The sequence below is a fragment of the Brevundimonas sp. LPMIX5 genome (assembly GCF_003576505.1).
GTDB classification, from domain to species: Bacteria; Pseudomonadota; Alphaproteobacteria; order Caulobacterales; family Caulobacteraceae; genus Brevundimonas; species Brevundimonas naejangsanensis.
Genome location: NZ_QWTZ01000010.1, coordinates 70,300 through 81,808, shown reverse-complemented (window position 1 = coordinate 81,808; position 11,509 = coordinate 70,300). Strand labels below are relative to the sequence as shown.

The 11,509-nt window shown below is 68.3% G+C and carries 12 protein-coding genes; 6 read left to right on the top strand and 6 right to left on the bottom strand.

Annotation, left to right across the window (positions count from 1 at the left end; genetic code table 11):
- Positions 1-75: 75 nt before the first annotated feature.
- Positions 76-531: a DUF3576 domain-containing protein gene (locus D1604_RS10060; protein WP_024354367.1), complete on the bottom strand. Its 456-nt coding sequence runs from the start codon at positions 529-531 to the stop codon at positions 76-78.
- Positions 532-884: 353 nt separating this feature from the next.
- Here D1604_RS10060 and D1604_RS10055 point away from each other — a divergent pair, with 353 nt between their 5' ends.
- The gene (locus tag D1604_RS10055; RefSeq protein ID WP_119413168.1) at positions 885-1,289 is read left to right on the top strand and encodes an NtrZ family periplasmic regulatory protein; all 405 of its coding nucleotides are present in this window, start codon (positions 885-887) and stop codon (positions 1,287-1,289) included.
- Between the two features lie 3 nt (positions 1,290-1,292).
- Here D1604_RS10055 and D1604_RS10050 read toward each other — a convergent pair whose 3' ends face one another.
- The gene (locus D1604_RS10050; RefSeq protein WP_233552031.1) at positions 1,293-1,937 is read right to left on the bottom strand and encodes a thiamine phosphate synthase; all 645 of its coding nucleotides are present in this window, start codon (positions 1,935-1,937) and stop codon (positions 1,293-1,295) included.
- 1 nt (position 1,938) lies between these two features.
- On the opposite strand from D1604_RS10050, the gene D1604_RS10045 reads away from it, so the two are divergent.
- From D1604_RS10045 to D1604_RS16025, 4 genes are all read left to right on the top strand, one after another.
- A complete protein-coding gene (locus D1604_RS10045) occupies positions 1,939-2,649 on the top strand; it encodes a YggS family pyridoxal phosphate-dependent enzyme (protein ID WP_119413167.1) in 711 nt (236 codons plus the stop codon).
- 62 nt (positions 2,650-2,711) lie between these two features.
- Positions 2,712-3,398, top strand: coding sequence for a response regulator transcription factor (locus D1604_RS10040; RefSeq protein ID WP_003168277.1), 687 nt, complete (start codon positions 2,712-2,714; stop codon positions 3,396-3,398).
- 7 nt (positions 3,399-3,405) lie between these two features.
- Positions 3,406-4,347 (top strand): transcriptional regulator GcvA, encoded by a 942-nt coding sequence (gene gcvA / locus D1604_RS10035; protein ID WP_119413300.1) that lies wholly within the window; start codon positions 3,406-3,408, stop codon positions 4,345-4,347.
- Between the two features lie 95 nt (positions 4,348-4,442).
- The gene (locus D1604_RS16025; RefSeq protein ID WP_003168275.1) at positions 4,443-4,565 is read left to right on the top strand and encodes a hypothetical protein; all 123 of its coding nucleotides are present in this window, start codon (positions 4,443-4,445) and stop codon (positions 4,563-4,565) included.
- A gap of 7 nt (positions 4,566-4,572) precedes the next feature.
- On the opposite strand, the gene D1604_RS10030 is transcribed toward D1604_RS16025, so the two are convergent.
- Positions 4,573-5,466, bottom strand: coding sequence for a hypothetical protein (locus tag D1604_RS10030; protein WP_119413166.1), 894 nt, complete (start codon positions 5,464-5,466; stop codon positions 4,573-4,575).
- A gap of 86 nt (positions 5,467-5,552) precedes the next feature.
- Here D1604_RS10030 and D1604_RS10025 point away from each other — a divergent pair, with 86 nt between their 5' ends.
- Positions 5,553-6,944 (top strand): SLC13 family permease, encoded by a 1,392-nt coding sequence (locus D1604_RS10025; protein WP_119413165.1) that lies wholly within the window; start codon positions 5,553-5,555, stop codon positions 6,942-6,944.
- A 7-nt stretch (positions 6,945-6,951) separates the two neighbouring features.
- Here the strand turns inward: D1604_RS10025 and xth are convergent, their stop codons facing one another.
- The 3 genes from xth to D1604_RS10010 all read right to left on the bottom strand — a co-directional run bounded on the left by xth (position 6,952) and on the right by D1604_RS10010 (position 11,418).
- Entirely contained in the window at positions 6,952-7,749 is a 798-nt protein-coding gene (gene xth, locus D1604_RS10020) for an exodeoxyribonuclease III (protein ID WP_119413164.1), read from the bottom strand.
- A 252-nt stretch (positions 7,750-8,001) separates the two neighbouring features.
- On the bottom strand, positions 8,002-8,643 hold the full coding sequence (locus tag D1604_RS10015; protein WP_119413299.1) for a LolA family protein: 642 nt from the start codon (positions 8,641-8,643) through the stop codon (positions 8,002-8,004).
- A 294-nt stretch (positions 8,644-8,937) separates the two neighbouring features.
- Positions 8,938-11,418 (bottom strand): FtsK/SpoIIIE family DNA translocase, encoded by a 2,481-nt coding sequence (locus D1604_RS10010; protein WP_119413163.1) that lies wholly within the window; start codon positions 11,416-11,418, stop codon positions 8,938-8,940.
- Positions 11,419-11,509: the final 91 nt, after the last annotated feature.

Genomic DNA, 11,509 nt, shown 5'->3' with positions numbered 1-11,509 from the left:
GGCGGCGCCTCAGGCGCAAAGCTTGAGGCGGGCCTGAGGACGCATTTGAGACGAAAGGTGAGGCGCGGCCGGTCCTTAGCGACGGGCCGCGTTGGCGAGGTTGAGCTGGCGCGCCTTGGTCAGGATGGCGTTCTCTAGATCGGTTTCGGTCTGGGCCGCGACCGGAGCCGAGACCCAGGCGCCCGAGGCGTCCTTGACTTCCTTGGTCACGGCGACGTTGAGGGCGTCGGCGCGCAGACGGCGATCCAGGATGAAGACGGTCGCCTTGAAACGCTCATTCGGCGTCTGCGGATTGACGTACCAGTCATAGTTCACCACGCCGCCCCAGGGGTCGGCGCTGGCCAGAGGCATGAAGGACAGGGTGTCCAGGGTGGCGCGCCACAGATAGGCGTTCACGCCGATGCCCAGCTGGGCTTCCATGCTGGGCGCCTTGGCCTTGGAGCCGCCGCCGACGAAGGGCAGGCTGGAGCAGCCGCCGAGCAGCAGTCCCGAGGCGATCAGGGCGACCGCAGCGCCGCGAACAAGAGCCATTCCATAGTCTCCGTAAAGGGGTGGACGACGTACGCCGGGCGCTTCCGAGGGCCCCCCGAGGGGCGATCATCGAAAGAGACCGCGCGCGCACGCGCCGCAGCGACGCTCTATAACACGCTGAAAAGGGGCTATGACAAGGCGAACCGGCGTTCCTCGCCGCCAATATCGACGGCAAAAGGTCGGAACGGCGTGACGCAGGCGCCACAGGGGCCGCCGGAGTCGCCTCTAACCGTGATCGCTTGGCTTCCATGCGTTGACCGCGAGGCTCGAGTCCATATCTTATCCCCAGGTCGGATGGTTCCGGCTCGTCAATAACGGATCGGCGGCTCAAGTCGGTCTTTTGGGTAGGTGGAATGCGTTTCGTCGCCGTCATCGCTGGATGCGTGGGCGCCCTGGCCTTGGCCGGGATGACGAACGACGCCTCGGCTCAGACGCGAGCCCGCACCCCCTCCGTCAATCTCAGCGATATCGCCGCCCAGTCCTCGACCACGCCTACAACCCCGGCCCAGCGTCGCGGCCTGCGCTGGAACGAGAACGGCCGCTGGGGTCTGAACTTCAACCTGAACCAGCCGGTCGGCCGCGAAGCCGACTGGGGCGATGTCGAGGCCGGGGCCTATTACCGCCTCAGCCCGCGCCTGCGCGTCGGCGCCGCCGCGAACCTGGCCTCGCCTGAAGTCGACCCGGCCCGGGCGCCCGAAAGCGCCGCCGACCGCCGCGCCGCGCCGCGCGTACGGCTTGAGACCATCTTCAAGTTTTAAGTCCTAGCCGGCGAAGGCCGTCTGGATCGCCTCCACGCCCGCTAGCCCGCTCGCGCCTGTTGACGGCAGCCGGGAGGCGTTGGCCGCCGTGATTCCGCCCAGAGCGTAGACCGGGCAGGGGGCCAGGGCCGCCAGAGCCGAAAATCCTTCTACCCCCAACGCTGGCTTGACCGCAGAAGCGCCGCCCGCGGGGAAGACCGGCGACAGCACAAGGGCGTGCAGATCCCGCGCCGTCCGCACTGCTTTCGTGGAATGGGCCGCCCCGGTCAGCAACCAGTCCGGCCGTCGTCCTGACAAGGCATAGGCGGCCGAAAGCGCCCGTTCGGGCAGGTGCACGCCGTCCGCCCCGATCTGCTCGGCCAATTCGGCGTCCAGCCCCACCAGCAGCCGAACCCCGGCCCTGTGCGTCGCCTCGCGCAGGCGCTGTCCGGTCTCCACTCGATCCGCGGCGCCGAAGTGACGGAAGACCACGCCTGCTCCGGCAGGCAGTCGGGCGGCTGTCTCCCACGGACGGGGCGTACGCGCCGGGTCGGTGAAGAAAAGCAGGGGAGGCAGGGTGCGACCGCCCTGCGGCGCCGTGAGCGCCAGGGCGCGGGCGGCGTCCCACAGACTTTGCGCTTCTTCGGACAGGGTGTCAGACAGGGGCATCATGACCGTCCCTAATCCCGCCGCCGCCGTTTCGTCCATCGCTGACCGCTTCGCCCAGGTGCGGGGCCGCATCGCCGAGGCGACAAAGGCGGCGGGCCGCGACCCGGCCTCGGTGGTGCTGACCGCCGTGTCCAAGACGCAAGGGGCACAGGCGCTGCAGGCGGCGCTGGACGCCGGCCAGCGCGTGTTCGGCGAGAACCGGGTGCAGGAGGCGCAAGGCCACTGGGCGGCCCGTCGCGCCGCCCTGCCGGATCTGGAACTGCGCCTGATCGGCCCTTTGCAGACCAATAAGGCGCTGGAAGCGGTCGAACTGTTCGACGTCATCGAGACGCTGGACCGTGAACGGCTCGCCGCCGCTCTGGCGGCCGCCATGACGCGGGCGGGACGGCGCCCCAGCGTGCTGGTTCAGGTCAACACTGGCGCCGAGCCGCAGAAGGCGGGGGTGCTGCCCGGCGACGCCGACGCCCTGATCGCCGCCGCCCGCGACCGATACGGCCTGAAGGTCGAGGGCCTGATGTGCATTCCGCCCGCCGATGAAGACCCGGCTCCGCATTTCGCCCTGCTGGCCGCCATCGCCGCGCGTAACGGCCTGGGTGTGCTGTCGATGGGCATGAGTGGGGATTATCAGACGGCGATTGCGGCGGGGGCGACCCATGTTCGGGTCGGTTCGGCCCTGTTCGGGGAACGAAATACGGCGCCTGCGACCTCTTAGGACGCAATATCCTGTCCGGCGCCCTTGGCGTTCGGCCCAAGCCTCGCCATTCTAAAGAGACCATGCGCACGCCCAAGACCATTCTGATCATCGACGACGACGACGACCTGCGCGAGGCCTTGGCCGAGCAGCTGGCGCTTCACGAGGAATTCCGCCCGGCTCAGGCTGCGACGGCGACCGATGGAGTGCGTCAGGCCAAGGAGGCGCGCGCCGACCTCATCCTGCTGGACGTCGACCTTCCAGACATGGACGGCCGCGAGGCCTGTCGCCTGATCCGCAAGGCCGGGATTTCGACCCCGGTCATCATGCTGACGGCGCAGTCGTCGGACTCCGACGCCATTCTGGGCCTCGACTCCGGGGCCAATGACTATGTCACCAAGCCGTTCCGGTTCGCCGTCCTGCTGGCGCGCATCCGCGCCCACCTGCGCAGCCATGAACAGTCCGAGGACGCCGTCTTCCAGGTCGGCCCCTATGAGTTCCGCCCGGCCTCCAAGCTGATGGTCGACGACAAGGGCAAGAAGGTCCGGCTGACGGAAAAGGAAACCAACATCCTGAAGTACCTCTATCGCGCCGGGGCCAAGCCGGTGTCGCGCGAAGAGCTGCTGACGGAGGTGTGGGGCTACAACGCCGGGGTCACCACCCACACGCTGGAAACCCACATCTACCGCCTGCGTCAGAAGATCGAGGCCGAGCCGGGTCAGGCGCGGCTGCTGCTGACCGACGCCGGCGGCTACCGCCTCCAGCCTTGATTTGCTGATGAGCGAACGCCGCCCGACCCCGCCGCTGGTGGCGCTTCGGGCGTTCGACGCGGCGGCCCGCCACGGCAGCTTCCGCGAGGCGGCCGAGGAACTGGGCGTCACCCCCGGCGCCGTCAGCCGCCATGTGAAGGCGCTGGAGATGCGGCTGGGCCTGCGCCTGTTCGACCGCTTCAACCGCTCGGTGCGGCTGACCGCCGATGGCGTCCGCCTGGCCCAGGGCGTCGCCGACGCCTTCGAGCGGCTGGAAAGCGCCCTGGACGCCGTGCGGCCCGGCCGCTCGCGTCAGTTGCGGATCAGCGCCCTTCCGTCCCTGGCCAGCAAATGGCTGTCCCCGCGTCTGCATCGGTTCAGCGAGGACAATCCCGACCTCGACCTGATCGTCTTCGCCGAGGACCGCATCGCCGACCTGTCGAACGGCGAGGCGGATGTGGCGTTGCGCTATGGCGAAGGCCCTTATCCGGGCCAGGTAGCGCGGCGGCTGGTCAATGAGCGGCTGATCCCGGTCTGCGCCCCGTCCTTCGCCGCTGCGCGGCGGTTGAACCAGCCTTCCGATCTGCTGGACGTGGTGCTGATCCACGAGACCTGGCACGACATGCCCTACGCGAACCGACTCGGCTGGAAGGCCTGGTTCGAAAGCGCCGGAGTCGAGGATCCGCGCGTGAACCATCTGCGCGGCCCTCACTTCAGCCACAGCCATCTGGCGCTGGAAGCCGCCTTGTCGGGGCGGGGCGTGGCCCTGACCTCGGCGCCCCTGGCGGCGGAGGAGCTTCGCGAGGGGCGGCTGATCCAGCCGGTCGACCACGCCCTGACCAATGATCTGGCCTATTGGGCCGTGGTCCTGCCCGAACGGGCGGACGAACCCAAGCTGCGCCGCTTCCTCAACTGGATCGTGGCGGAATCACGGCCCGATCGGGACGCAGAAGCGGATCAGGTGACTTAAACTCACTCGATGCGGCCGAACCGTGGTTTGTCTTTCAGGGTCGCGCTTCCTATCTTGAGGCTGTTCGGAACTCCCTCGCCGAAAGGAACTCAATCATGAAACTCGTGCATCCCCGCGCTTCGGGCTTCTCGTTCGAAGGCGTCGTCGTCTTCACCGGCAGCGTCACCCTGATCCTGCTGGGCGTCCTGGCCGGCGCCGCCCTGCTGGGCGCTGCCTGACATCAGCTCAACGCGGGCGCCATTCGCTGAGAAGGGCGCCCGTGGCTCCATCCTCGAAGGCCAGCCGGTCCAGCCGCAGGGCGGCGACGCAGACCGGACGGCTTTCGGCGTCCTTCTGGACGCAGTGGACGGCTTTTCCGTCCGCAAAGGCGGTCAACCGCCCCTCCAGACGCAGCGCATAGCCTCCCGGCGCCGGTGTCGGATCGACGCCCCTGTCTCCTCGAATGACATGGACATAGGCCTGGCCCTGACGGCGGCCCAGGCGCGAGCCGCCCGTCTCGAACACGGCCGCCAGTCCTGAGGTGCGCTCCGTCTGAACGGACGGCTGAGGCGCAGGCGAAACGACACCCTCGGCCTCGGATTTGCTTTCTACTTCAGCTTCTTGCGCTGGCTGGAGAGCCGTCTGCGCGGCCTCGCTTGGGCGACAGGTTTCCAGCCCGCTCCAGGGACGGGCGATCCAGAATCCTTCGACCGCCTCCCAGGGACTGGAAGTCGCCGCGTCGTCAGCGCCCGCCGTGACGACCAGGCCGGACGCGGCGAAATCTTCAGGCAGAACTCTCAGCATCAGGCTGCCGTCGTCTCCGCGCGCCAGCGTCGGCAGGCCCGGCTGCGCCTGCTCGGTTGATCCTGCGCCTTCGCAGCCGAAAGGCAGACGCACCGATACGGTCCGTCCGCTCAGAGCCGCGTCGCGCGGGCGGCCGTCGGCCGTGGCGGTTCTCGCTTCGGTCAGGGCGGCCAGCAGGGCGGCGCGGTTCAGGGTGGAGTCCAGCACGACCGTCGGCGGGGCGGGCGCCGGAGCTTCGGGCGCGGCGGGCTCGGACGGCTTCTGGCACGACGCCAGAAGGGGCAGGACGGCCGCCAGGGCGATCGGCGCGGCGAGACGGGTCGTTGTGATCGACATGGAAGCAGCCTAACACGGGAATGACGGATTGGCGCCCCGGCCCGTGAACGGGTCCGGCGTCTGGCGGAACAGGGGCTCTTGCGCGGGTGACGCTGGACCAGATTATCGCTCTCGTCGTCCTGATCGTCGTGGTCGGGGTGATGATCCATGGACGTCTGCGGTCCGATGTGGTGGCGCTCAGCGGCGCGGCGGCCCTGCTGTTGTTCGGCGTGGTGCGCCCGGTGGAGGTTCAGGGCGCCTTCGCCAGCCCGGCCATCATGGCCCTGGCGGGGCTGTTCGTCATCGCCTACGCGATGGAGCTGTCGGGCCTGCTGGCCTGGCTGATCCGCAAGGCCAAGGGCATGACCCGGGTGTTCGGGCGACACGCCGTGTGGATCGTGATCGGCCTGTGTGGCGCGGTCGGCGGCTTTCTGAACAACACGCCGGTGGTGGTGCTGGCGGCGCCGGTGGTCCGCGACATGGCCCTGTCGCTGGGCCTGTCGCCCAAGCGGTTCCTGATGCCGCTCAGCTATGCGGTCATCATGGGCGGTCTGCTGACCCTGATAGGCACCTCGACCAATCTGCTGGTCAGCGACATGGCCCGCAATACGGGTCAGCCGGTCTTCTCTCTGTTTGAAATCACGGGCGTGGGTCTGTGCATCGCCACGGTCGGCGGCCTTTATCTGTATTTCATCGGCTCGCGGGTGCTGGAGAAGACCGCCGCGCGCGATGAGGCCGAAATGGCGGCGCGCCGGGAAGCCGAGGAGGCCGGTAAGGGCAAGCGCAGCCTGCTGTCGTCCTTCCGCCTGCCGTGGCTGATGGAACAGCGCGCCAGCCCCGGCGGGTCGGGCGATGCGGTGCTGGGCAATGTCGATCTGTATGAAAAAGGCGCCGAGCGGCCGCTGGAGCTGAAACGCGCCCTGGCGTCTCTGGCCGTTTTCGTCGCCGTGGTCGTCGCCTCGGCCTTCGGTCTGGCGCCCATTGCGGCCTCGGCCTTCGCCGGGGCGGTGGCTCTTATATTGATGCGGGTGATCACCGCCGAGGAAGCCTATGCCGGGCTGAGGCCGGAAATCCTGCTGCTGGTGGCGGGTATGGTGGTCATCGGCTCGTCGCTGGAGGTGACGGGTCTGGCGCAGGCCGGCGCCGACGCCCTGATCGACGTGATCCGCCCCTATGGGCCGTGGGCGGCGCTGTTCGTGTTTTACGGCGTGACGTTGTTCGCGACGGACATCCTGTCGAACGCCACGGTGGCGGTGCTGTTTTCGCCGATAGCCGTGGCCATAGCGGCGGCGCTGGGGGTGGATGCGCGACCGTTTCTGGTGGCGGTGATGATGGCGGCGTCGGCCGCCTTCGCCACGCCCTTCAGCTATCAGACGAATGTGCTGGTCTATCAGATGGGCAATTACAGCTACATGGACTTCGTGAAGGTCGGCCTGCCGCTGAACCTGATCACCTGGGCCACAGGCATGGCGGCGATCCCGATCTTCTTCCCGTTCTGAGGCGGGTTCAGACGTCCAGATCCATCACGACCGGGGCGTGGTCGCTGGGCCGCTCCCATTCGCGCACCGTGTCGAGGATGCGGGCGCTGCCCTTTACCACGGCGGGGGTCAGGCCGGGCGAGGTCCACAGGTGATCGAGGCGCAGGCCCCGGTTCGACTTGCGGAAATCCTTGGCGCGATAGCTCCACCAACTGGCCAGTTTGACCGGATCGGGAATCTGGTCGCGCACCACATCGGCGAAGCCTCCGGCGTCCTGAAGCCGGTAGAGGGTCTCGACCTCGCCGGGGGTGTGGCTGACCACCTTGGACATGAAGCGGTGGTTCCAGACGTCGTTCTCGCCCGGCGCGATGTTGAAGTCGCCGGCCAGGACCAGAGGCCGCTGGCGGTCGCGGGTCTTCATCTCGGCGGTCAGCCGTTCATAGAAGTCCATCTTGTGATCGAACTTGGGGTTCAGCGCCCGATCCGGCAGATCCCCGCCCGCTGGAATGTAGAAGTTCTGCACCTCCACGCCTTCGACCACGGCCGAGACGCAGCGGGCGTGACCCTCGCGGCAGACGTCCAGCCTAGGGCTGTCAAGGATGGGCAGACGGCTGGCGATGGCTACTCCGTGCCACCCCTTCTGGCCGCCGATCCGCAGGTAGGGCAGGCCCATGTCGATGAAGGCCTGACGCGGGAACTGATCCTCGGTGCATTTGATCTCCTGCAGGCACAGGACGTCCGGGGCGTTCTCGGCGACGAAACGGGCGACCTGATCGATGCGCAGGCGGACCGAGTTGATGTTCCAGGTAACGATGCGAAGGCTCATGCCACGGGCCTTAGCAGCTTGGCGGGGCAGGGTCTAAGCCGACGATCGGGCAGGGCCGTCATCTAAATAAAAAGACGCCCGGAGCCTTGCTCCGGGCGCTTGAAGTTCGTCTCTCTCGCCGCCAGGCGGGGATGAATCCGTGGCGGGCGGGACGGCCGCCGCCGTCCTGTGCCCAAAGTGTCACGGGCAACAAAAAAGGTCAAACTGTCATCGTTGTAATTTATGTGTGCCGATCACGTCACGTTTGTGACGTCAGTTGCGGCGGTTGCGACGGGTCGGATCGCGCAGCTGGAACAGGCTGGCGGCCAGTCCGGGCGCGGGCTCCAGCGTGGTCAGCTGTACTCGGGTGCGCGAGCCTTGGGCATCGGTGATGGTCCACTCCTGAAGGCGGACAGGCGACCCGGCGAAGGCCAGGATGACAGAGCCCTCGTTCGGCCGTTTGGCGTCGCGGGCGGTGATGGCGAAGGCGCCCGAATCCATGCGTGTCACCCGGTCGATGGTCACGCCCTGATCCAGCCGGACCTCGCGCGCCAGGAAGGTCGACAGCGGCGTCTGGCCCAGCGGCGCCTGACGGAAGACATTCAGGCGCGGGTCCCAGCGGCTGACGTTATTGCCGTCGGCCACCACCAGCAGGCCAGCCGGTTCGGTGTATTCGAACCGCATCTTGCCGGGGCGCTGCAGATAATAGCGACCGGTGCGGCGTTGATTGTTCGGACCGGTTTCGACGAAGGCCCCCTGAGCCGTGGTCATGGCGGTCAGATAGGTCTGGGCCTGACGCAGCACGGCCTGATCCTCGGCCGACAGCCCGGCCTGAGCCAGGACGGCGGCGGGTGCGGCGGCGAGCGCGACCAGGGCGGCGGAGCCGAGGCCGAAGGCGCGGCGGGAAATGCTCATGTCTTTTCTTCTCCCGTTCTGAACGGTTTTCGACCCGATGAGGATGAGGACTTCATCCGGCAGGCTGATGACGCCAGCCTGACCATATTCCGGCGCTCCGATGAAGCGGCGTTCATTGTTTAGTGTCATAGCGCTCGCCGCGCGGCGGCTCGCTGCTTGAGGACGTGAGGCGTTTAAGCGTCGACTGAACCGCTGGGTTCCCAAGCGTGCGCTCGTGATTGGCGCTGAAGCAGCGAGCCGCCGCGCGGCGAGTGATAGCGCCCGGCGGCAAAGCCGCCGCCTCGGCGAAGCCGATCACACCATAGGAGGCGGCCCGGCCAGCACTTCGCGCTTGCCGGCGTGGTTGGCGGGGCTGACGACGCCTTCCTGCTCCATGCGTTCGATCAGGGTGGCGGCGCGGTTGTAGCCGATCTGAAGGCGGCGCTGGACGTAAGAAGTTGAGGCCTTGCGGTCGCGCGTGACCACAGCCACGGCGCGGTCATACAGGTCGTCCCCGGTGCCGCCGCCGTCTTCGCCCATGGCGCCGTCGCCGTCGCCGTCCGGTTCGTCGGTGATCAGGTCGAGGTATTCGGGCTCGGCCTGGGCGCGCAGGTGTTTACAGACTTCCTCAACTTCCTGATCGCCGACGAAGGGGCCGTGCAGACGGGTGATGCGTCCGCCGCCCGCCATGTAGAGCATGTCGCCCTGACCCAGCAGTTGCTCGCCGCCCTGTTCGCCCAGGATGGTGCGGCTGTCGATCTTGGAGGTGACCTGGAAAGAAATCCGGGTCGGGAAGTTGGCCTTGATGGTGCCGGTGATGACGTCCACCGACGGGCGCTGCGTCGCCATGATCAGGTGGATGCCCGCAGCGCGCGCCATCTGGGCCAGACGCTGGACGGCGCCTTCCACATCCTTGCCCGCGACCAGCATCAGGTCGGCCATCTCGTCCATGACCACGACCAGATAGGGCATGGGCTCGGGGCGGATCTTCTCGCTCTCGTAGACGGGGCGGCCCTGTTCGTCGAAGCCGGTCTGGACGGTGCGCTCGAAATGCTCGCCCTTTTCCTGCGCCTCGCGGGCGCGGTCGTTGTAGCTGGCGACGTTGCGGACGCCGAGCTTGGACATGCGGCGATAGCGGTCCTCCATCTCGCGCACGGTCCACTTCAGGGCCACGACCGCCTTCTTGGGATCGGTCACGACCGGCGCCAGCAGGTGCGGGATGCCGTCATAGACCGACAGCTCCAGCATCTTGGGGTCGATCATGATGAAGCGGCACTCGGCGGGCGAGTGGCGATACAGGATCGACAGGATCATGGCGTTGACCCCGACCGACTTGCCCGAGCCGGTGGTGCCCGCGATCAGCAGGTGGGGCATTCGCGCCAGATCGGCGACATAAGGCTCGCCGCCGATGGTCTCGCCCAACGCCAGCGGCAGCAGATGACTCTTCTTGTCGTATTCGCCCGACGCCAGCAGGTCGCGCAGGAAGACGGTCTCGCGCTTGGCGTTGGGCAGTTCGATGCCGATGGCGTTGCGGCCCTGCACCACGCTGATGCGGCAGGCGCGGGCCGACATGGAGCGGGCGATGTCGTCGGCCAGGGCCACGACGCGGCCGTGCTTCACGCCGGGCGCGGGCACCAGCTCATACAGGGTGACGACGGGGCCGGGGCGGATCTGGTCGATCTGGCCGCGCACGCCGAATTCCTGAAGCACGCCCTCCAGCATCTTGGCGTTGGCCTTCAGCGATTCCTCGTCGACGGCGCCGCCGCGCTGGCCGGGCTTGGCCAGAATGCCCAGCGGCGGCAGTTCGAAGCCGCCCTCATTGGCGAAGTCGAAGGCCTGCTGGTCCGCGTCGCTGCGGACGGGCTTGGGCGCCTTGACCGCCGCCACCTTGGGTTCGGCCGGCCGGTTCGCGCGGGCCGAGGGCGGGGCGATGGGGGCGGGCGCCGCGTCCTCCCACGGCGGAGTATAGGCGTCGGCTTCGTCGGTCTCATCATAGGCGGCTGCAACCGAAGCCGAAGCAGCCGGGGCGGGTGCAGACAGAGGACCGTCGGCTTCCATCTCGTCGGCGTCCGGCAGGCGATGGCGCGGCTTGCGGGCCGGGGCGGCGGCCTCGGCGGCAGCGCGCGGGGTCTTGCCCGGTTTGGCGGCCTTGGCAGGACGGGCGGCGCGGGCCTCGGCGCCCTTCTGGGCGGCCCAGCCTGCGGTGTCGGTGAAGTCGCGCAGGCGCAGGCCCACGGTATAGGCCAGGCTCCACAGCGCCAGCGCCAGGAACAGCAGGCCCAGAATAATGCGCGCGGCCGGTACCTTCAGCGCGCCCAGACCGTTGGCGGCCAGGCCGGTGACGGCGTCGCCCCACAGCCCGCCCATGCCCGCCGCCAGCGGCCATTTCGCGGCCGCCGCCGGGGCCGACAGGGCGGCCGACAGCAGCAGTACGCCGGCGACGGCGCAGAAAACCTTGAACGGCGTCGGCTGCAGCCGGTGCTGCAGGGCGTCGCCGATCGCCACCGCCAGCCCGAAGGCGATCAGCAGCAGGACGGCCGGCCATGCGGCCAGCCCCAGCGACTGCATGATCAGATCGGCGAAGGTCGCGCCCGCGCCGCCCAGCCAGTTGGTCGGCGCCTGCGCCGATGCGGCGTTCCAGCTGGGGTCGGCCGGGTTCCACGAGATCAGGGCCACCAGCAGCAGGGCGGCCAGCATGGCCTGCAGCACTCCCCTGAACCGCACGGCGAAAGGCGCCGCCCAGACGATGCGGACGGTGCTCCAGACGCGTTGACCGAGCGCGAGGGCGGCGGACATGAAGGCGGACCCCCAGAAATGGGACTGACAGCGGGACTCCGATCCCTAATGCCTCGCATAAGGTTAAAGCGGCATTTACCAGCCCGGTCTT

Coding starts and splice junctions, on each gene's coding strand:
- D1604_RS10060 (WP_024354367.1), bottom strand. CDS start 531: ATGGCTCTTGTTCGCGGCGCTGCGGTCGCCCTGATCGCCTCGGGACTG.
- D1604_RS10055 (WP_119413168.1), top strand. CDS start 885: ATGCGTTTCGTCGCCGTCATCGCTGGATGCGTGGGCGCCCTGGCCTTG.
- D1604_RS10050 (WP_233552031.1), bottom strand. CDS start 1,937: ATGCCCCTGTCTGACACCCTGTCCGAAGAAGCGCAAAGTCTGTGGGAC.
- D1604_RS10045 (WP_119413167.1), top strand. CDS start 1,939: ATGACCGTCCCTAATCCCGCCGCCGCCGTTTCGTCCATCGCTGACCGC.
- D1604_RS10040 (WP_003168277.1), top strand. CDS start 2,712: ATGCGCACGCCCAAGACCATTCTGATCATCGACGACGACGACGACCTG.
- gcvA (WP_119413300.1), top strand. CDS start 3,406: ATGAGCGAACGCCGCCCGACCCCGCCGCTGGTGGCGCTTCGGGCGTTC.
- D1604_RS16025 (WP_003168275.1), top strand. CDS start 4,443: ATGAAACTCGTGCATCCCCGCGCTTCGGGCTTCTCGTTCGAAGGCGTC.
- D1604_RS10030 (WP_119413166.1), bottom strand. CDS start 5,466: ATGTCGATCACAACGACCCGTCTCGCCGCGCCGATCGCCCTGGCGGCC.
- xth (WP_119413164.1), bottom strand. CDS start 7,749: ATGAGCCTTCGCATCGTTACCTGGAACATCAACTCGGTCCGCCTGCGC.
- D1604_RS10015 (WP_119413299.1), bottom strand. CDS start 8,643: ATGAGCATTTCCCGCCGCGCCTTCGGCCTCGGCTCCGCCGCCCTGGTC.
- D1604_RS10010 (WP_119413163.1), bottom strand. CDS start 11,418: ATGTCCGCCGCCCTCGCGCTCGGTCAACGCGTCTGGAGCACCGTCCGC.